At 70.2% G+C, this 18159-nt stretch carries 20 protein-coding genes; 13 read left to right on the top strand and 7 right to left on the bottom strand.

The window, feature by feature from the left end; all coding sequences use genetic code 11:
* Position 1 precedes the first annotated feature (1 nt).
* On the bottom strand, positions 2-1345 hold the full coding sequence (gene miaB / locus WAT24_RS05240) for a tRNA (N6-isopentenyl adenosine(37)-C2)-methylthiotransferase MiaB (protein ID WP_336806768.1): 1344 nt from the start codon (positions 1343-1345) through the stop codon (positions 2-4).
* 320 nt (positions 1346-1665) lie between these two features.
* Here miaB and WAT24_RS05245 point away from each other — a divergent pair, with 320 nt between their 5' ends.
* The gene (locus WAT24_RS05245; protein WP_336806769.1) at positions 1666-2721 is read left to right on the top strand and encodes a lytic transglycosylase domain-containing protein; all 1056 of its coding nucleotides are present in this window, start codon (positions 1666-1668) and stop codon (positions 2719-2721) included.
* 26 nt (positions 2722-2747) lie between these two features.
* Here the strand turns inward: WAT24_RS05245 and WAT24_RS05250 are convergent, their stop codons facing one another.
* Positions 2748-3941, bottom strand: a complete 1194-nt coding sequence (locus WAT24_RS05250) for a S1C family serine protease (protein WP_336806770.1) — start codon at positions 3939-3941, stop codon at positions 2748-2750.
* A 177-nt stretch (positions 3942-4118) separates the two neighbouring features.
* Here WAT24_RS05250 and petA point away from each other — a divergent pair, with 177 nt between their 5' ends.
* The 5 genes from petA to WAT24_RS05275 all read left to right on the top strand — a co-directional run bounded on the left by petA (position 4119) and on the right by WAT24_RS05275 (position 7897).
* Positions 4119-4715: a ubiquinol-cytochrome c reductase iron-sulfur subunit gene (gene petA, locus WAT24_RS05255; protein WP_336806771.1), complete on the top strand. Its 597-nt coding sequence runs from the start codon at positions 4119-4121 to the stop codon at positions 4713-4715.
* A complete protein-coding gene (locus WAT24_RS05260) occupies positions 4715-6016 on the top strand; it encodes a cytochrome b (RefSeq protein WP_336806772.1) in 1302 nt (433 codons plus the stop codon). Before petA ends, WAT24_RS05260 begins: the two co-directional genes overlap by 1 nt.
* A gap of 13 nt (positions 6017-6029) precedes the next feature.
* Entirely contained in the window at positions 6030-6761 is a 732-nt protein-coding gene (locus tag WAT24_RS05265) for a cytochrome c1 (protein WP_336806773.1), read from the top strand.
* A 73-nt stretch (positions 6762-6834) separates the two neighbouring features.
* Positions 6835-7458 carry a glutathione S-transferase N-terminal domain-containing protein gene (locus tag WAT24_RS05270; RefSeq protein WP_336806774.1) on the top strand — a complete coding sequence of 208 codons (624 nt, stop codon included), beginning with the start codon at positions 6835-6837 and terminating at the stop codon, positions 7456-7458.
* A 34-nt stretch (positions 7459-7492) separates the two neighbouring features.
* Positions 7493-7897 carry a ClpXP protease specificity-enhancing factor gene (locus WAT24_RS05275; RefSeq protein ID WP_336806877.1) on the top strand — a complete coding sequence of 135 codons (405 nt, stop codon included), beginning with the start codon at positions 7493-7495 and terminating at the stop codon, positions 7895-7897.
* Between the two features lie 28 nt (positions 7898-7925).
* Here WAT24_RS05275 and WAT24_RS05280 read toward each other — a convergent pair whose 3' ends face one another.
* From WAT24_RS05280 to WAT24_RS05295, 4 genes are all read right to left on the bottom strand, one after another.
* Entirely contained in the window at positions 7926-8324 is a 399-nt protein-coding gene (locus WAT24_RS05280; RefSeq protein ID WP_336806775.1) for a DUF3301 domain-containing protein, read from the bottom strand.
* A 105-nt stretch (positions 8325-8429) separates the two neighbouring features.
* The gene (gene nadC, locus WAT24_RS05285) at positions 8430-9290 is read right to left on the bottom strand and encodes a carboxylating nicotinate-nucleotide diphosphorylase (RefSeq protein ID WP_336806776.1); all 861 of its coding nucleotides are present in this window, start codon (positions 9288-9290) and stop codon (positions 8430-8432) included.
* Positions 9291-9370: 80 nt separating this feature from the next.
* A complete protein-coding gene (locus tag WAT24_RS05290) occupies positions 9371-9832 on the bottom strand; it encodes a YaiI/YqxD family protein (protein WP_336806777.1) in 462 nt (153 codons plus the stop codon).
* Positions 9829-10704: a PhzF family phenazine biosynthesis protein gene (locus WAT24_RS05295; RefSeq protein ID WP_336806778.1), complete on the bottom strand. Its 876-nt coding sequence runs from the start codon at positions 10702-10704 to the stop codon at positions 9829-9831. Before WAT24_RS05295 ends, WAT24_RS05290 begins: the two co-directional genes overlap by 4 nt.
* Positions 10705-10838: 134 nt before the next feature.
* Between WAT24_RS05295 and WAT24_RS05300 the strand changes: the two genes are divergently transcribed.
* From WAT24_RS05300 to WAT24_RS05330, 7 genes are all read left to right on the top strand, one after another.
* A complete protein-coding gene (locus WAT24_RS05300) occupies positions 10839-11441 on the top strand; it encodes a rhomboid family intramembrane serine protease (protein WP_336806878.1) in 603 nt (200 codons plus the stop codon).
* Between the two features lie 195 nt (positions 11442-11636).
* The gene (locus WAT24_RS05305) at positions 11637-12329 is read left to right on the top strand and encodes a hypothetical protein (protein WP_336806779.1); all 693 of its coding nucleotides are present in this window, start codon (positions 11637-11639) and stop codon (positions 12327-12329) included.
* A 100-nt stretch (positions 12330-12429) separates the two neighbouring features.
* Entirely contained in the window at positions 12430-12816 is a 387-nt protein-coding gene (locus WAT24_RS05310; protein WP_336806781.1) for a hypothetical protein, read from the top strand.
* Between the two features lie 146 nt (positions 12817-12962).
* Positions 12963-14141, top strand: a complete 1179-nt coding sequence (locus tag WAT24_RS05315) for an aminopeptidase (protein ID WP_336806782.1) — start codon at positions 12963-12965, stop codon at positions 14139-14141.
* Between the two features lie 95 nt (positions 14142-14236).
* Positions 14237-14623, top strand: a complete 387-nt coding sequence (locus WAT24_RS05320; protein ID WP_336806783.1) for a YbbN family protein — start codon at positions 14237-14239, stop codon at positions 14621-14623.
* Positions 14624-14666: 43 nt separating this feature from the next.
* Entirely contained in the window at positions 14667-15848 is a 1182-nt protein-coding gene (gene pncB / locus WAT24_RS05325) for a nicotinate phosphoribosyltransferase (protein ID WP_336806784.1), read from the top strand.
* A 250-nt stretch (positions 15849-16098) separates the two neighbouring features.
* Positions 16099-16584 (top strand): glutathione peroxidase, encoded by a 486-nt coding sequence (locus WAT24_RS05330; protein ID WP_336806785.1) that lies wholly within the window; start codon positions 16099-16101, stop codon positions 16582-16584.
* A gap of 22 nt (positions 16585-16606) precedes the next feature.
* Here WAT24_RS05330 and dacB read toward each other — a convergent pair whose 3' ends face one another.
* The gene (dacB, locus tag WAT24_RS05335) at positions 16607-18097 is read right to left on the bottom strand and encodes a D-alanyl-D-alanine carboxypeptidase/D-alanyl-D-alanine endopeptidase (RefSeq protein WP_336806786.1); all 1491 of its coding nucleotides are present in this window, start codon (positions 18095-18097) and stop codon (positions 16607-16609) included.
* Positions 18098-18159 lie beyond the last annotated feature (62 nt).

The raw sequence follows: 18159 nt of genomic DNA on the forward strand, positions 1-18159 counted from the left end.
CTCAGGCCGCCGCTTCCTCCGGCACGTGCACGCGCCCGCGCAGGGAGTTGCTCATCGCCTCGGTGATCACCACGTCCACGAACTGCCCGATCAGCCGCGCCGGTGCGGCGAAGTTGACGAAGCGCATGTTCTCGGTGCGGCCGGTGAGCTCGTTCGGGTTCTTCTTGCTGGGCTTCTCCACCAGCACCCGCTGCACGGTGCCGACCATGGCCCCGTTGATGGCGCGCGCGTTGTCGTTGAGCCTGGCCTGCAGGCGCGACAGGCGCGCGTGCTTGACCTCCGGCGGCTTGTCGTCGGCCAGGTTGGCGGCCGGCGTGCCGGGCCGGGCGGAGAAGATGAAGGAGAAGCTCTGGTCGAAGCCGACGTCCTCGATCAGCTTCATGGTCTTCTCGAAATCCTCCTCGGTCTCGCCGGGAAAGCCCACGATGAAGTCGGAGCTGATGCAGATGTCCGGGCGCACGGCGCGCAGCTTCCTGATCTTCTGCTTGAACTCCAGCGTGGTGTAGCCGCGCTTCATCGCCGCCAGGATGCGGTCGGAGCCGGCCTGCACCGGCAGGTGCAGGAAGTTGGCGAGCTTGGGCACGCTGGCGTAGGCCTCGATCAGCGAGTCGGAGAACTCCAGCGGGTGCGAGGTGGTGAAACGGATGCGGCCGATCGACTCGATCTGCGCGATGGCGTGGATCAGCACGGCCAGGTCGGCGGTGCCGCCGTCGTGCATCGGTCCCTGGTAGGCGTTGACGTTCTGGCCGAGCAGGGTGACCTCGCGCACGCCCTGTTCGGCCAGTTGCGCCACTTCCACCAGCACGTCGTCGAACGGGCGGCTGATCTCGGTGCCGCGGGTGTAGGGCACCACGCAGTAGCTGCAGTACTTCGAGCAGCCCTCCATGATCGAGACGAAGGCGGTCGGGCCTTCGGCGCGCGGCTCGGGCAGCTTGTCGAACTTCTCGATCTCGGGGAAGGAGACGTCCACCTGGGCCTTGCCGGTCTCGCGCTTGGCCTGGATCAGCTCGGGCAGGCGGTGCAGCGTCTGCGGGCCGAACACGATGTCCACGAACGGCGCGCGCTTGATGATCGCCTCGCCTTCCTGCGAGGCCACGCAGCCGCCCACGCCGATCAGCACCGGCTTGCCGCCGGCCTTGTGCTCCTTCCAGCGGCCGAGCTGGCTGAACACCTTCTCCTGCGCCTTCTCGCGGATCGAGCAGGTGTTGATCAGGATGACGTCGGCCTCGGATTCGTCCTGGGTCAGTTCCAGCCCGTGCGAGGCCTTGAGCACGTCGGCCATCTTGGCCGAGTCGTACTCGTTCATCTGGCAGCCGTGGGTCTTGATGAAAAGCTTGCCGCTCATGGGCTCGTGTACCGTGTGATGCCGCGCTCAGGCAGGGGCGCGCCGAACCGCGCAGTCTACTCGCCCGGCCCACGGGTCGCCAGTCCGGCCATCAGGCGAATCAAGCACTTGGCCCGACCCGGCCGCGCCACATGCAGGTAGCAGCGCACTTGCTCGCGGAGGTCCCGGCCCGGCCGATGGATCCAGATCAAAGGCATCGCGAGCAGGCTCGCTCCTGCCGGGGCGCGGTTCGTGCGGTGCGCCCGGGAAAGCTTGTCGTGCCCCACGGAAACGCGTTCGCGCGCTTGGCTTGACGCCGCCGCCCATGCACACTCGACGCCATGCAAGCCGCCGCGCGCCAAGGGGAAAGCGCCGGCCTTCGCCGCCGCGCTTTCCCGCGTCCCCGGATCCTCGCCCGGATCGCCTGCGCGTGCCTGCTGTTCGCCGGGCTGCTGTGGCTGCCCACGGCGCGGGCGGGGGCGCTCTACCGCTGCACCGGCGCCGGTGGCGAAACGGTGTTCAGCAGCAGCACCGCCGGCTACAGCGGCTGCCGCAAGCTCGGCTCGTATCCGGATGCCGCACCGAAGGCGCCGGCCGGGCGCGCACGCGCGGCCGCCCGGCCACGCGCCGCGCTGGCGGGCGTGACCGGATCGGTACAGACGACCGCCCGCCGCGTGTCGCTGACCGGCGTCGAGAGCTCGGTGAGCACCACGGCGCGGGTGGTTCCGGCGGCGGGATGGACCTATCGCCAGGGCGCGCCCGGAGCGGCCGTCGCCGACGCGCCGGCGAACGGCACGGTTCGGCGGGGCGCGGTCTACCGGGTGGTGCGCGCCGACGGCTCGGTGGAATACACCAACATCCCGCCGGGCAGTGGGCGGGGCCGCGCGGTCACCATGCTGTTCACCTACATCGCCACCTGCGTGGCCTGCAACCTGCACTCGACCATCGACTGGAGCCGCGTGCCGCTCAACCTGACCGCGTTCACCGACGCGATCCGCGCGGCGAGCGCCGAATCGGGCGTGGACGAGGCGTTCCTGCGCGCCGTCATCCACGCCGAAAGCGCCTTCAACCCGAACGCGCTGTCGCTCAGGGGCGCGCAGGGGCTGATGCAGCTGATGCCCGGGACGGCCAGCGACATGGGCGTGCTGGACGCCTTCGACGCCACCCAGAACATCCGCGGCGGCGCGCGCTACCTGGCGCAACTGCTGCGCACCTTCGGCGGCAACGAGCAGCTCGCCGCCGCGGCGTACAACGCGGGTCCGGGCGCGGTGCAGCGATACAACGGCGTGCCGCCCTATGCCGAGACGCAGGTCTACGTGAAGCGGGTGGGCGAACTGCGCCGGCGCTACGGCGCGGCCGTGCACGGCACGATGACGGCGATGCGCGGCGCCCCCTGAGGCGATCGCGCTCCGGGACGGAGCGCTCAGCCGCTCAGGGCGGCGTTGGCGTTCAACGGCGGGCGCTGGGCCAGCGTGACCTCGGTATGGAAGGGCACGCCGTTGCGCAGCCCCGAGACCTGCACCCGCGTGCCGGGCTTGAGCGCCGCCTCGTGACGGCGCAGGTCGGCCGGATCGAGGATGTCGTCGGCGCCGATGCGCAGCAGGATGTCGTGCGGCCGGATGCCGGCCTGGGCGGCCGGGCCGCCCGGGTAGACGTCGGTCACCTGCGCGCCGCGTGCCGCCGCCGGCAAGCCGCTGTCGGCGGCCACCGGTACGAAGGCGTAGTCGGCGCCGAGCCAGCCGCGCACCACGTGGCCGGTGGCGACGATCTGGTCGAGCACGTTCTTGGCGCTGCCCACCGGAATGGCGAAGCCGATGCCCTCGGCATTGGCCTGGCGCCCGATCAGCAGGGTGTTGATGCCGACCAGCTCGCCCTGCGCGTTGACCAGCGCACCGCCGGAGTTGCCCAGGTTGATCGCGGCATCGGTCTGGATGAAATCCTCGGCGCTGGAGCTGGAGAGCTGGCGCCCCACCGCGCTGACGATGCCCATGGTCACCGTCTGGTTGAGGCCGAGCGGGTTGCCGATCGCCAGCACCACGTCGCCGGCGCGCAGCGCGTGCGCATCGGCAATGCGGATCACCGGCAGGTTGCCGGCGTCGATCTTGAGCACGGCCAGGTCGGTTTCCTCGTCCGCCCCGACCAGTGTGGCCTTGGCGATGCGGCCGTCGTAGAGCAGTACCTGGATGTCGTCGGCGTTGGCGATCACGTGGTTGTTGGTCAGCACGTAGCCCTTGTCGCTGACGATCACGCCCGAGCCCAGCACCTGCTGCAGGCGCTTGTAGGCCGGCCCCGTGGGCAGACCGCCGAACAGGCGCTGCAGCACGGGGTCGTCGAACATCTGCACCGCCCGCGCGGTGACCATCCTGTTGGCGTAGATGTTGACCACCGAGGGCGCCGCCCTGGCCACCGCGTCGGCGTAGGACACCGGGCCGCTGCCCACGGCGGGCGGCCGGGCCTGGGCGGCGGCAGGCTGTTGCTGCGGCGCGTGGGCCAGGCCGAAACGTTCGCGCAGGCGGTCTCCGCTGCCCGGCCAGAACAGCCCGACCACGAAGGCCAGCGCCAGTCCGAGGATCACGAAGCGGGCGATGAAGGCGAGCACGCCGGCGGCGGTCTTCATGGGCGTCAATGGTTTCCGTGGCCGGACTCGTGGGTGCCGGGGGCTGCGGCGGGAAACCCCTCGCCCCCTGGTCCGATTGATTGTACGGGCCAGGGCCTGACGCTACACTAACGCGATTTTTGCAGGCTCCCAAACGGGGCTCGCATCTCAATGGCATTGCATGTACCGGAGAGCCTGATGGCGAACGAAGTCGTCGATCACGGCCGCCGCCGCTTCCTGACAGCGACCACCTCGGTGGTCGGTGGCGTGGGAGTGATCGCGGCAGCCGTGCCCTTCATCAAGTCCTGGGAGCCCAGCGCGCGCGCCAAGGCCGCCGGTGCGCCCGTCACGGCCGATATCAGCAAGATCGAGCCCGGCCAGAAGGTCGACTACGCCTGGCGAGGCCTGCCCGTGTTCGTGGTCCGTCGTACCCCGGCGCAGCTCGCCGTGCTGCCCACCCTGGCGCCGCGCCTGGTCGACCCGAATTCCGAGGTGGACCAGCAGCCCTCGTACATCAAGGGGCCGGACCGCTCCATCAAGCCGGAGTGGCTGGTGGTGATCGGCATCTGCACCCACCTCGGCTGCGTGCCGGAGTTCTTCCCGCAGATCAAGCCCGAGCCGTTCGACCCGAACTGGAAGGGCGGCTTCTTCTGCCCGTGCCACAAGTCGCGCTACGATCTCTCCGGCCGCGTCTTCTCCGGCGTGCCGGCTCCGAAGAACCTGCAGGTGCCGCCGTACCACTTCGTGGACGACACGCACATCCAGATCGGCGTCGATCCCAAGGAGGCCGGCTGATGGCTAACGTATTCACCCGCATGGGCGCCTGGGTCAACGAGCGCGCCCCCGGCATGATGCCTGCCTACCGCAAGCACATGTCCGAGTACTACGCGCCGAAGAACTTCAACCTCTGGTACTACTTCGGTTCGCTGGCGCTGCTGGTGCTGGTCAACCAGATCGTCACCGGCATCTTCCTCACCATGAACTACAAGACCAGCGCGGCGGAAGCGTTCGCGTCGGTCGAGTACATCATGCGCGACGTGGAGTGGGGCTGGCTGATCCGCTACATGCACTCCACCGGGGCTTCGCTGTTCTTTGTCGTGGTGTTCCTGCACATGTTCCGCGGCCTGATGTACGGCTCGTACAAGAAGCCGCGCGAGCTGGTGTGGCTGCTGGGCATGCTGATCTTCCTCGTGCTCATGGCCGAGGCCTTCATGGGCTACGTGCTGCCGTGGGGCAACATGTCGTTCTGGGGCGCCAAGGTGATCATCTCGTTGTTCGGCACGATCCCGGTCATCGGCGGCACGCTGGTGGAGTGGATCATGGGCGACTACCTGCCCGCCGACGCCACCCTCAACCGCTTCTTCGCGCTGCACGTGATCGCGCTGCCGCTGGTGCTGCTCCTCCTGGTGGTGCTGCACATCGCCGCGCTGCACGAGGTGGGGTCGAACAATCCCGACGGCGTGGAGATCAAGAAGGGCCCCAAGGGCAATCGCTGGGATGCGCTGAAGCCTGCCGACGGCATTCCGTTCCACCCGTACTACACGGTGAAGGACCTGGTGGGTGTCGGCTTCTTCCTGCTGATCGCCGCGTTCATCATCTTCTTCGCGCCGACCTTCGGCGGCTGGTTCCTCGAGCACGACAACTTCATCGCGGCGAACAACCTGGCCACCCCGGCGCACATCAAGCCGGTGTGGTACTTCACCCCGTTCTACGCGATCCTGCGCATGATCCCGTCCTTCTTCGGCACCGCCGTGTGGGGCGTGCTGGCGATGTTCGGCGCGATTGCGCTGCTGTTCGCGCTGCCGTGGATCGACGTCGGCCAGGTCAAGTCGATCCGCTACCGCGGCACCGGCTTCAAGGTCGCCCTGGGCCTGTTCGCGCTGTCGTTCATCATGCTCGGCGCGGTCGGCGCGGGCGTCACGGCCGAGGTGATCCCTGCCTGGTTCGGCGACGTCGACGTGACGTTCTGGGAGAACCTGTTCGGCCGCACCATGACGCTGATCTACTTCGGCTACTTCGTCTTCCTGTGGCTGTACACGCGCCGCGGCTGGGAGACGACCAAGCCGGTTCCGGAACGGGTGACCATGCATGACTAAGCGGCAGCTCCAGATGAAGCACATTCTCTTTTCGATCGCGCTCCTGCTGGGCCTGCTGCTGGGCAGCGCCCAGGCGGCGGCCGAAGAAGGCCCCGAGCTTCCCTCCGCGGGCATCAACCTGCGCGACCAGGCCTCGCTGCAGCGTGGCGCGCGCCTGTTCTTCAACTACTGCGTGGGCTGCCATTCGCTCAAGTTCCAGCGCTATTCGCGCATCGCCGAAGACCTGGGCCTGAGCGAACAGGAAGTGATGCAGAACCTGAACTTCACCGGCGCCAAGTTCGGCGAGCCGGTGATCTCGCACATGCCGGAAGAACTGGCCAAGCAGTGGTTCGGCAAGGCACCGCCGGACCTCTCGCTGGAAGTGCGCGCGCGCACCGCCGACTGGGTCTACGGCTATCTCAACGGTTTCTACCTCGACCCGAGCCGTCCGGTCGGCTGGAACAACACCGTGTTCCCGAACGCCTCCATGCCGTTCCCGCTGTGGGAGCTGCAGGGCGTGCAGACCGCGGTGAAGAAGGCGGACAACCCCGACGAGGTGGAGAAGCTGGTCCTGTCCCAGCCCGGCCGCATGACGCCCGAGCAGTACCACCAGGCGGCCCGCGACCTGACCAACTTCCTGGCCTACGTCTCCGAGCCGGCTGCGCTGCAGCGCCACGCCTACGGCGTGTGGGTGATCCTGTTCCTGGCGTTCTTCACCCTGCTGGCCTATGCACTCAAGAAGGAATACTGGAAGGACGTCCACTGAGCCGGATGTCCACCAGCTTCGGATGCGGCGGCGCGAGCGTCGCCGCATCGCTTATTGAAGGGGAGATAAGCGCATGGTCCAAAGCGCTCGTTCGCGTACCGTACTGACCCTGTACACCACCGCCGACGACATCCAGTGCCATCGCGCGCGCCTGGTGCTCGCGGCCAAGGGCGTCAGCTACGAGCGTGTGATCGTCGATCCGGCGCATCCGCCGGAGGACCTGGTCGACCTCAACCCCTACGCCACCACGCCGACCCTGGTCGACCGGGACCTCACCCTGTACGACACGGCCGTGGTGTGCGAGTACCTGGACGAACGCTATCCGCATCCGCCGCTGATGCCGATCGACCCGCTGTCGCGCGCGCGCCTGCGCCTGGCCACGGTGCGCATCGAGCGCGACTGGCTGCCGGAGGTGGACACCATCCGCGCTGGCGGTCGCACCGCCGAGGGTGCGCGCAAGCGCCTGCGCGAGCAGCTGCTCGCTTCGCTGCCGCTGTTCAAGGCGGCCAAGTTCTTCCTCAACCCCGAGATGAGCCTGGTCGATTGCCTGGTCGCGCCGGTGGTGTGGCGCCTGCCCTGGCTCGGCGTGGAGCTGGGCCGCGAGGGCAAGCCGATCGTCGACTACGGCGAGCGCCTGTTCCACAGCCAGGGCTACGCGCGCAGCCTGACGCCGGAAGAACGGGCGATGCGGCCATGACCGATACGGGCCGATGAACGACCAGCTGCCGCGCATGAGCTCCAACCGCCCGTACCTGCTGCGGGCGATCTACGACTGGATCACCGACAACCAGCTCACGCCCTACCTGCTGGTGGACGCCACCGTCGAGGGCGTGCGCGTGCCGCCCCAGGTCATCAAGAACGGCCAGGTGGTGCTCAACATCGCCATGCGCGCCGTGGCGAACCTGGAGCTGGGCAACGACTTCATCAGCTTCCAGGCGCGCTTCTCCGGCGTCAGCCAGGCGATCCGCATCCCGGTGCAGGCCGTGCTGGCGCTGTACGCGCAGGAAAACGGGCAGGGCATGATGTTCCCCGCCGAAGACGGCGAGCCGCCGCCGCCCGCGCCCGAGGGTCCCGACGCCGGCCCGTCCGACGGCGGCGACAAGCCGCGCCGCTCGCACCTGCGCATCGTCAAGTAGGCGTCGGGGCGGCGCACCAGGCGCCCGATCAGTGCTCGGTGCGGCGTCGCGGACGCAACGGGATGACGTTGTCCTTCCGCGCCTGGGGCGGCGGCGATTCGTCGCGCTCCGGCGGCGGCTCGGACGGGCTGGGCAGGCTCAGGCTGACCATCCGGTCGCCCTGCATCCACAACCGCCCGTCCAGCCGGTCGTCCCCGTGCGCGCTGACCTCGAAGGCGTAGCCGAGCTCGAGCCGTCGCCGGCCGGCGACCCGGCGCAACCGCACGCTGCGCAGGCCCACCGTCTCGTCCAGCAGTTGCAGGCCGTGCTGCATGCATTGCCGGCGCGCCTCGTCCACCGCGCGCTCGCGGGCACGGCTGGATTTGAGCCAAAGCCCGGCCACGGCGGCGAGCGCCAGCAGGGCGATCAGGTCGGGCATTTGACTCATGCCGCGCAGTGTGTGGCTGCGGCTGGCTGGGCGCAAGATCATGCCGGGCCCGCCGCCCCGGCAGGCGTCACCGACGCGGGAGGACGCACCGCGCCGGCCGCCGGTTCACGCCACCAGCTCGAGCCGCAGCGACAGGTCCACGGCGCGCACGTGCTTGGTGAGTGCTCCCACGGAAATGAAATCCACGCCGGTGCGGGCGTACTCGCCGATGGTCGCGAGGTCCACGTTGCCCGAGATCTCCAGATCGACGCGGCCGGCCGCGATCGCCACCGCTTCGGCCATCGTCGGCGGGGTGAAGTTGTCGAGCATGATGCGGTCGACACCGGCGGCCAGCGCCTGGCGCAGCTCATCCAGGCTCTCCACCTCGATCTCCAGCAGCAGCGTGGGATGCAGCCGTCGCGCCGCCGCGACCGCGGGCGCGATGCCGCCGGCGGCGGCGATGTGGTTTTCCTTGACCAGGATGGCGTCGTACAGGCCGATCCGGTGGTTGTGGCCGCCGCCGCAGCGTACCGCGTACTTCTGCGCCAGGCGCAGGCCCGGCACGGTCTTGCGGGTGTCCAGCACGCGTACGCCGGTACCGGCCACGGCGGCCACGTAGGCGGCGGTGACGGTGGCGGTACCCGAAAGCAGCTGCAGGAAGTTCAATGCCGAGCGTTCCGCGCTGACCAGCGCGCGGGCGCGCCCGTGCAGGCGGCAGATCACGCTGCCGGCGGCCACGGGTTGCCCGTCGCGTGCGTTCCACTCGATGCGCACCTGCGGGTCCAGCCGGCGGAAGCAGGCATCGAACCAGGGGGTGCCGGCGAGCACGGCGTCCTCGCGGCAGGTGAGCGCGGCGTGCGCCTGCGCGTCGGCGGGCAGCAGGTCGGCAGTGGCGTCGCCGGTGCCGAGGTCCTCGGCGAAGGCGCGCTCTACGTCGGCGTCGATCAGCTGCGGGTCGGGCGGGTCGAGGGCGAGTGCGTCGGCCATGCGACATCCATGCGGTGCGGGCGGGCCGGAAAGCATAGCCCACGCGGGCGGGCCGGACATGTACCCGCCGCCGCGCCGCGCTAGCCCTGTCGTTGCCGCAGCCAGCGATCGAGCTGGTTGGCGAAGGCCTGGCGGTCGCGCGCATGGAATGCGGACGGGCCGCCGGTGTCCACGCCGGCGCCGCGCAGCTCGTCCATGAAGTTGCGCATCGACAGGCGCTGGGCGATGGTCTCGCGGGTATACAGTTCGCCGCGCGGGTGCAGCGCCAGCGCGCCCTTGTCGATCACCTGCGCGGCGAGCGGGATGTCCTGGGTCACCACCAGGTCGCCCGCGGCAACCCGTTGCAGGATCTCGGCATCGGCCACGTCGAAGCCCCCCGCCACCTGGGTCGCGCGCACGAAGCGCGAGGGCGGCGTGCGTAGTGGCTGGTTCGCGACCAGCGTCACCTGCACGCGGGCGCGTTCGGCGGCACGGAACAGGATCTCCTTGATCGGTCCCGGGCAGGCGTCCGCGTCGACCCAGATCTGCGGTGCGCCGCTCACATCCACTGCAGGCGGCCGTCGACGATGGTATGGGTGCGTCCGCCGACCCATGTGCCGTCGGGTCCGATGCGTACCAGCAGGCGTGCATCGTGGCCGATCTCGCGGCCCTGGCTGACGGTGTAGCCCCGTGCCAGCGGCCCCTCGGGTTCCGCCTGGGCGATGTAGGCGGCGATCAGGCCGTTGGCCGCGCCGGACGCCGGGTCCTCGACGATGCCCACGCCGGCCGGGAACGCGCGCACGACCAGCCGGTCGGCGGCCTCGGCACTGCGCGCGAAGGCGCACAGGCCCATGCTGTCGCTGGCGCGCGCCAGTGCGCCGATGGCACTGTGGTCGGGCAGCCACTGGCGCAGGCTCGCCTCGTCGGCGACCTCGGCGAGCCACCAGCGCCGCCCGCCGTCGACCAGCGCAGGCGGCAGGGCACCCATCGGCACACCGGCGAGCGTGGCGGCGAGCAGCGGGTGCGCGTCCTGGCCGGTGGCGAGTACCCGCTCGCCGGGCGACTTCAGCAGCAGGTCGCGCGCCCCATCCTCGCCCTCCACGCGGATCGGCAGTACGCCGGCGTCGCATTCCTGCCACAGCAGGCCGTCCACCGGTTCGGCCAGCCCGCACGCCAGCACGGCGTGCGCGCTGCCGATGCTCGGGTGGCCGGCGAACGGTATCTCGCGCTGCGGCGTGAAGATGCGCACGCGGTAGCTCGCGCGCGGATCGCGCGGCGGCAGCAGGAAGGTGGTCTCCACCAGTGCCGTCCAGCGCGCGAAGCGCTGCATCTGCTCCGTGCTCCAGCCGCGCGCGTCGGTGACCACGCCCAGGTGGTTGCCGCCGCCGCGCGTGGCGGCAAAGACGTCCAGATGCAGGTAGCGAAGCGGTTCCATGGGGTCCGTGGGGAGCGGTCGCGAAGGGTAAAGTCCCGCATGATAGCGCCGCCGCGCGGCGGCGCGGGTCGACAGGAGCGGCCTCGCCCGGCCAAGATGGGCGACCCGCCTCCACGGAAAGCGCGCCGACCATGCTGATCACCCTGGCCATCATCGCCGTCACCGGCGTCGTCTCGTTCATGGCGTTCAACAACGCCCGCCTGATGAACGACCTGATCCTGTGGCCGCCGGCGATCCAGCGCCACCGTGAGTTCCACCGGCTGGTGACCTACGGCCTGGTGCACGCCGATTTCGGCCACCTGCTGTTCAACATGCTGACCCTGTACTTCTTCGGCCAGCTGATGGAACAGTTCTACACCGCGGAACTGGGGCGGCTCGGCTTCCTGCTGTTCTATCTGGGTGGGCTGGTCGTCTCGATCCTGCCCACCTACCTGAAGAACCGCGGCAACGCGAACTACCACAGCCTCGGCGCCTCCGGCGCGGTATCGGCGGTGCTGTTCTCCTTCATCCTGCTCTCGCCGTGGTCGCGCATCATCGTGCTGGTGGTACCGATGCCGGCCATCGTCTATGCCGTGCTGTACGTGGGCTACTCGATCTACATGGACCGCGCCGGCCGCGACAACGTCAACCACAGCGCACACCTGTGGGGCGCCGCCTACGGCGTGATCTTCACCCTGCTGATCGAGCCGCGCGTGTTCGGCCATTTCCTCGCCGCGCTATCCAGCCCGCGCATGTAGGACCGCAGCGGGCGGGCCGCCGGGCGGTCGTGCGCGCAGGGCACGGCCGTGCGCGATGCCTACGAGCGCGATTGCTGCGCCTACGCATGACAGTGACGGTGCCGCGCGCAATACTGGGTGCGCACGTCTTTGGCGCCGCGCGAGTCGAGGAAAGCGCGGACGAGGCTGCACCGACCACCGCAGGAGTGATGACGCATGGCAACGACCCGCACGTCGGCCGCGAAGAAGTCCGCGGCCAAGAAGGCAGCCGGCAAGAGCGCACCGAAGAAGGCCACCCGCGCCGGCATCAAGACCCCGGTCCACAAGACCACCGCCAAGAAGGCGACCGCCAAGAGCGCGGCGGCCCGCAAGGCACCGGCGCGGTCCCTGGCAGGAAAGGGCGGTACGGCAAAGAAGGCCGCCGTGAAGAAGGCGGCCGGCAAGAGCGCGGCCCCGCGGGGCGCCGCGGTGAAGAACTCGACCGCGAAGAAGACCGCCGCCCGCACGATGGCCAAACCGGCCGCCAGGAAGGCCACCGCCAAGAAAGCGGCGCCGACGAAGGCAGCCGCCACCCGCAAGGCCGCCGCGCCCGTCCGCAAGAACGCCAGCCGGCCGGCCATCGGCAAGCAGGCCGCCCGCCCGGCAGCAAAGAGGGCCGTTGCCAAGAAGGCGCCCGCCCGCCGTCCGGCGCCTGCCACGCAGCACATCAGTCCCGAGGAGGCGGTGGCGCACATCCAGGCGTTGCTGGATGCCAAGCACGAGCGCGACCGGCAGGATGCCGACCATGGCCGGGAACGGGCGCCGCACGGCAAGTCGGCCGTGCATACGTCGTCCAGCCCGGGCCTGCCGAGCGACGCGCCCAAGACGACCATCCCGGTGCACACCGGGCAGCGGGGCGCCAAGATCTGAGCGGTACGCCCTGGGCGCCGCCGCACCGCGTGGCGCTCAGGGCGCGTTCAACGCATGGCGACTAGCGTGGAACCGTGACACTCCGCCACGGAGGTGAGCCATGAAACGCGTGCTTGCAGGTCTGGCGCTCGTGCTCGGCACGGCGGCCCTGTCGGGCTGCTACTACGATCCCGACTACAGCTACGTGCGCGGCAACGGCTATCAGGGCGATGCCTACTACGGCGAGGGTCCGGCGGTGATCTACGAACCGGACTACTACGGCTACGGCTGGTACGGACCCGGCTGGGGCTATTACGGCTGTTGCGGGTCGGGCGTCAGCGTCGGCATCAGCGGCACCTGGTACGAGGGCGGCCATCACTACCACGGGCGCGACCGCGACTGGCGCTCCGAGCGCCACTGGAACGACCGCGACGACCGCGTCCGCGAGCGGCGCGACCCGCCGCGCGAATGGCGCGGCCGCGGCGGTCGTGACCGCGACCGCGACTGACCGCATCGGCGTTGACCGTCCGGTTGACGTCCGCGGAACGCCGCTGCCCACGAACTGACGCCTCGCCGGCGACGTCGCCCGGCCACGGGCGGCAGGAGGCATGGCCGGCTCTCGTGTGCCGCCGCCGCGCTTGGCACAATCGCGGCATGCCACCCTCCCGTTTCCGCCGGCTGGCCGGCCGCCTGGCTGTCGTCCTGCTCAGCCTGTCGCTGAGCGCGTGCAGCAGCCTGCGCTACTACGGCCACGTCGCACACGGCGAAGCCTCGCTGCTGCTGCACCGGCGCCCGATCGCGCGGCTGCTGCGCGACCCGGCCACCGATCCCGCGCTCGCCGCGCGGCTGCGGCTGGCAAGCCAGGCGCGCCGCTTCGCCACGGTGGCGCTCGGTTTGCCGGAAAACCGCAGCTACACCAGCTACGTCGAACTGCATCGCCCCTACGTGGCCTGGAACGTCTTCGCGACGCGGCCCTACTCGGTCGAGGCGGTGCCGCAGTGCTTCCCGATCGCCGGTTGCGTGGCCTACCGCGGCTACTTCGAGCAGGCCCTCGCGCGGCAGCGCGCGGCGCAGCTGCGGGCGCAGGGCGACGACGTGTGGGTCGGCCCGGTGCCGGCGTACTCGACCCTGGGCTGGTTCGCCGACCCCATCGTCTCGAGCATGTTGCACTGGGACGACGACGAGCTGGCCGGCACCATCTTCCACGAGCTCGCGCACCAGAAGCTGTACGTCAAGGGCGATACCGCGTTCAACGAGTCCTTCGCCAGTTTCGTCGAGCGGGAAGGGCTGCGCGAATGGCGCGCGGCGCGCGGCCTGCCGCCGCCCGACCCGCGCGGCGAGGCGATGGAACGTGGCTTCACGCGGCTGGTGCTGGACCTGCGCGACCGGCTGAAGACGCTGTATGCCGGCAGCGGCGACGAGCCGACGCTGGCCCGCGGCAAGCTGGCCGAGATCGCGGCGTTCCGCCAGCGCTACGCACGCTGGCGCGACCGCCACTGGCCCGGGGACCACCGTTACGACGCCTGGGTGCAGGCCCCGATCAACAACGCCAAGTTGCTGCCGTTCGGCCTGTACGACCGGTGGACGGGGGCCTTCGCCGTGCTGTTCGAGCGGGCCGAGCGCCAGTGGGGCGGGTTCTACGCCTCGGTCCGCGTCCTGGCCGACGAGCCGCAGGCCGAACGCATCCGCGAGCTCGAGCGCCTGGCCGCATTGCAGGCCGAGCGTCAGGCCGGCTCGGAAGAGCGGGTGCCCGAAGGTGCGGCGCACGGCGCAGGCCGAGTCGAAGCACCGGCCGATCGGCGCGGGCAAGGATCCCTCCGAGAGGGTGGCTGACGGCGAGCGGGGCCGCGTACGCCTTCGCATCGATCGCCCGTCCAGGCGCGGCGTCCGGGCCTTGCGCATGGCCGCGGCGCCCCAACGTGCCGAGCATGGCCGACACCACCGTTCCGCACTTCTTCGAGCAGTTCCCGATGCGCCGCGTGCGCGAGTCCGAGCTGGATACCGCACTGGCCGAGCCCGCCGAGGGCCTGGCGATCCTGTTCCTGTGGGGCCGCGATTGCCCGAACTGCGACATCGCCAAGCGCGCGATGCTGCTGGCGCGCGAGCGGTTCCAGTGGCCCCGCGTGCGCTGGCTGCACGACAACGTGTACGAGGATCCGGGCATGGCCACGCGATTCGGGTTGCACGGCATCCCCGCGTTCTTCGTGTTCGCCGGTACGCGCAAGCTGGGGCGCATCACCAGCTGGCCGGGTGCGGACGCCTTCGTACGGGCGATCGATGCCCAGCTCGCCGCGCTGGCGTCCGCGCGCGGATAATGCGTGTCCCGATCCGGCGCGCCGGATCCCGCCAGGCGCAGGCATGATCATCCAGTCGCTGCTCGACACCGACCTTTACAAGTTCTCCATGATGCAGGTGGTCCTGCATCACTACCCGGCGGCGCAGGTCGAGTACCGCTTCAAGTGCCGCACGCCGGGCATCGATCTGGTGCCTTACGTCGACGAGATCCGTGCCGAGCTCGCAGCCCTGTGCAGCCTGCGCTTCACCCCTGCGGAACTCGACTACCTGCGCAGCTGGCGTTACATCAAGAGCGATTTCGTCGACTTCCTCGGCCTGTTCCAGCTCAACGCGAAGTACGTGCAGATCGCCCCGGCCGCATCCGGCAACGGCGAGATCGAGATCCGCATCCGCGGGCCCTGGCTGCACACCATTCTGTTCGAGGTACCGCTGCTGGCGATCGTCAACGAGGTGTACTTCCGCAACACCCAGCGCGGGCTCGACCTGGCGGAAGGGCGCCAGCGCCTGCAGGCGAAGATGGAGCTGCTGCGCGGCGATTCCGAGTTCGCCGATTGCCGCATCGCCGATTACGGCACGCGCCGGCGCTTCTCGCGCGCCTGGCACGAGGAGGTGGTGCGCACGCTGCGCGACGGCCTGGGCGAGCAGCTCGCCGGCACCAGCAACGTGTGGCTGGCCTGGAAGCTCGGGCTCACCCCGCTGGGCACGCTGGCGCACGAGTACCTGCAGGCGCACCAGGCGCTGGGTCCGCGGCTGCGCGACTCGCAGCGCGTGGCGCTGGAGACCTGGGCCAAGGAATACCGCGGCGACCTCGGCATCGCCCTGTCCGACGTCTACGGGCTGGACGCCTTCCTGCGCGACTTCGACATGTACTTCTGCAAGCTGTTCGACGGCACCCGGCACGATTCGGGCGACCCCTTCGCCTGGGGCGAGAAGGTGCTGGCGCACTACCGCGCCAATCGCGTCGACCCGCGCACCAAGATCCTGGTGTTCAGTGATTCGCTGGACATGCCCAAGGTGATGCAGCTCTATCGCCACTTCCGCGGGCGCTGCCAGCTGGCGTTCGGGGTGGGCACCAACCTCACCAACGACGTCGGGCCCGTGCCGCTGCAGATCGTGATCAAGATGGTGCGCTGCAACGGCCAGCCGGTGGCGAAGCTGAGCGACTCGCCCGGCAAGAACATGTGCGACGACCCCGCCTACGTGGCCTATCTGCGGCAGGTGTTCGACATCCCGCCGGAGGCGTGAATCGTCGCCGGCCGCCGGGGTGGGGCTAAGGGTACGTGTCGCGGGGGCGGGGGCGTGCCGGCCGCCGGCGTGGCGCCTCGCGGCAGGCGGCGCAGGCCAGCAGCACGAGCGTGGCGAGTGCGATCAGGGCCGAAACGATCAGGTGCATCACGGCAGCATCGCCTCCTGGCCACGCGGCGGGAAATGACCTTCGCTCATGTGCTTATGGCCGTGCGAGCGTAGACTGCGGCCACGCTACGGGAGCCTGTGCATGAACAGCGTCTACGATTTCTCCGCCACCGACATCGACGGCCGCGAGCGATCCCTGGCCGAGTGGCGCGGGCGCTGGCTGCTGATCGTCAACGTGGCCTCGCGCTGCGGCTTCACCTCGCAGTACGAGGGGCTGGAAGCGCTGTGGCGCGCGTGGCGCGAACGGGGGCTTGCCGTGCTGGGCTTCCCCTGCGACCAGTTCGGCCACCAGGAGCCGGGCAGCGAGGCGGAGATCCGGGAGTTCTGCAGCCTGAACTACGACGTGAGCTTCCCGCTGTTCGCCAAGGTCGAGGTCAACGGCGCCGACGCCCATCCGCTCTACCGCTGGCTGAAGGGCCAGGCCAGGGGCGTGCTCGGCAGCGAGGCGATCAAGTGGAACTTCACCAAATTCCTGGTCGGCCCGGAAGGCCAGGTGGTCAAGCGCTACGCGCCCACCGACACGCCGGAGAAGATCGGCCGGGACATCGCCGCACGCCTGGGTGCGTGACGAGGCCCCTACAGGGCGTCCGTCAGCTGCGCTGGTCGAGTTCGGCAAGCCGGATGGCGATCGCGTCGACCTCCGCACTGGCCGACCTCCCCGTGGGTGGGGCGTAGTCGTTGAGCAGGATCACGAAGGCCAGGTGCTCGCCGGTGGCGCTGGTGACGTAGCCGGCCAGGCCGCTCACATAGGTCATGCTGCCGGTCTTGGCGTGCACGTTGCCGGCCGCCGGCGTGCCCCGCATGCGCGAGGCGAGCGTGCCGTCGACGCCGGCCACCGGCAGCATGTCCTGCACGTTGCGTGCGTCCGCGGCCAGGAACGCCAGCAGGCGCGCCAGCGCGTTCGGCGTGGTGAGGTCGCGCCGAGACAGGCCCGTACCCTCGCCGAGCAGGGCCGCCGACGGCGCGATGCCGATACGCTCCAGCAGCCGCCGCAAGGCGTGCAGGCCCCAGTCCTCGGCGCTGCGGAAGCCGGCGGGCGCGGAACCGGTCGAGGCCTCGGCGCGCGCCCGCGTGCCGGCCAGTTGCAGCAGGTTCTGCAGGTACAGGTTCTGCGAGCGCTTGAGGCCCTCGCGCAACAGCGTCGCCAGCGGCGGCGAGCGCACCTCGGCCAGCACGCCGGCCTCAGCCGGCAGGGCGGGCGGCGGTTGTGGCCAACGCGTCACCCGCAGTTCGCCGTCGACCCGGATGCCGCGACGCCGCAGGGCCTGCAGCAACTGGGCGCCGGCCACCCGTGCCGGGTCGGCCATGGCCAGCCGGAAGCGGCGCGCGGGCGATCCCGCGGCGATCGTGCCGAATGCGTGCAGCGTGTCGCTGCCGGCCGCGCGGTACAGGTTGACATCGTCGCTGCTGCCGGCCGCCGCGGTGAGCAGCCGGTTGTCCACGTGCATGGCCGGTAGCGGATCGGATGCGAGCCGTGCCGGCTCGCCCGCATGCGCCGCAGGTGTCACGGTCAAGCGCCACTGGTTCTCATCCACGCCCAGCGCCGAGGCCGGTGCGGCGAATCCGCTCAGCAGGTCGGACGACTCCCAGCCGTCGCCGATCGCGGGGCCGACGAAATAGCCGGCATCGGCCACCAGGTCGCCGTCGACGCGGCGTACACCGCGAGCGGCGAGCTGGCCGGCGAGCGCATCGGCCCAGTCGGCGGTAGCCGGGATCGCTCCCAGCGAGGGATCGCCCATGCCGTAGAGCACCAGCGGACCGTCCACCCGTCCCCATCGCCCCGGAGGCGCACCAAGCACGCGGGTGGGAATGCGGTAGCCGGCATCCAGCGTCTGCAGCACCAGGGCCGCGGTGTAGAGCTTGGCGGTGGAGGCGGGCTGGAACAGCTTGTCGGCGTCGTGCGCGTAGAGCGTGCGGCCGCTGTCCAGCGAAACCACCGCGATGCCCCAGCGTGCAGCGGCGAAGCGTGGCTGCGCGATGTAGGCGTCGATTGTCGCGCGCGTGGTGGCCAGGTCCATCGCCGCGGCATGCAACGGCGGCAGGGCGAGCGCGAGCAGGGCGAGCAGGCGATGGCGTTTCATGCCCGCAGTATCGCAGCCCTTGCCGCACAGGCCGGTGTGACGGCCCATCCACGCCGACCTGC

The sequence above is a fragment of the Fulvimonas yonginensis genome (assembly GCF_037137055.1).
GTDB classification, from domain to species: Bacteria; Pseudomonadota; Gammaproteobacteria; order Xanthomonadales; family Rhodanobacteraceae; genus Frateuria_A; species Frateuria_A yonginensis.

Excerpts from the sequence above, each read along its gene's own strand:
- miaB (WP_336806768.1), bottom strand. The coding sequence starts at position 1,345 with ATGAGCGGCAAGCTTTTCATCAAGACCCACGGCTGCCAGATGAACGAG.
- WAT24_RS05245 (WP_336806769.1), top strand. The coding sequence starts at position 1,666 with ATGCAAGCCGCCGCGCGCCAAGGGGAAAGCGCCGGCCTTCGCCGCCGC.
- WAT24_RS05250 (WP_336806770.1), bottom strand. The coding sequence starts at position 3,941 with ATGAAGACCGCCGCCGGCGTGCTCGCCTTCATCGCCCGCTTCGTGATC.
- petA (WP_336806771.1), top strand. The coding sequence starts at position 4,119 with ATGGCGAACGAAGTCGTCGATCACGGCCGCCGCCGCTTCCTGACAGCG.
- WAT24_RS05260 (WP_336806772.1), top strand. The coding sequence starts at position 4,715 with ATGGCTAACGTATTCACCCGCATGGGCGCCTGGGTCAACGAGCGCGCC.
- WAT24_RS05265 (WP_336806773.1), top strand. The coding sequence starts at position 6,030 with ATGAAGCACATTCTCTTTTCGATCGCGCTCCTGCTGGGCCTGCTGCTG.
- WAT24_RS05270 (WP_336806774.1), top strand. The coding sequence starts at position 6,835 with ATGGTCCAAAGCGCTCGTTCGCGTACCGTACTGACCCTGTACACCACC.
- WAT24_RS05275 (WP_336806877.1), top strand. The coding sequence starts at position 7,493 with ATGAGCTCCAACCGCCCGTACCTGCTGCGGGCGATCTACGACTGGATC.
- WAT24_RS05280 (WP_336806775.1), bottom strand. The coding sequence starts at position 8,324 with ATGAGTCAAATGCCCGACCTGATCGCCCTGCTGGCGCTCGCCGCCGTG.
- nadC (WP_336806776.1), bottom strand. The coding sequence starts at position 9,290 with ATGGCCGACGCACTCGCCCTCGACCCGCCCGACCCGCAGCTGATCGAC.
- WAT24_RS05295 (WP_336806778.1), bottom strand. The coding sequence starts at position 10,704 with ATGGAACCGCTTCGCTACCTGCATCTGGACGTCTTTGCCGCCACGCGC.
- WAT24_RS05305 (WP_336806779.1), top strand. The coding sequence starts at position 11,637 with ATGGCAACGACCCGCACGTCGGCCGCGAAGAAGTCCGCGGCCAAGAAG.
- WAT24_RS05310 (WP_336806781.1), top strand. The coding sequence starts at position 12,430 with ATGAAACGCGTGCTTGCAGGTCTGGCGCTCGTGCTCGGCACGGCGGCC.
- WAT24_RS05315 (WP_336806782.1), top strand. The coding sequence starts at position 12,963 with ATGCCACCCTCCCGTTTCCGCCGGCTGGCCGGCCGCCTGGCTGTCGTC.
- WAT24_RS05320 (WP_336806783.1), top strand. The coding sequence starts at position 14,237 with ATGGCCGACACCACCGTTCCGCACTTCTTCGAGCAGTTCCCGATGCGC.
- pncB (WP_336806784.1), top strand. The coding sequence starts at position 14,667 with ATGATCATCCAGTCGCTGCTCGACACCGACCTTTACAAGTTCTCCATG.
- WAT24_RS05330 (WP_336806785.1), top strand. The coding sequence starts at position 16,099 with ATGAACAGCGTCTACGATTTCTCCGCCACCGACATCGACGGCCGCGAG.
- dacB (WP_336806786.1), bottom strand. The coding sequence starts at position 18,097 with ATGAAACGCCATCGCCTGCTCGCCCTGCTCGCGCTCGCCCTGCCGCCG.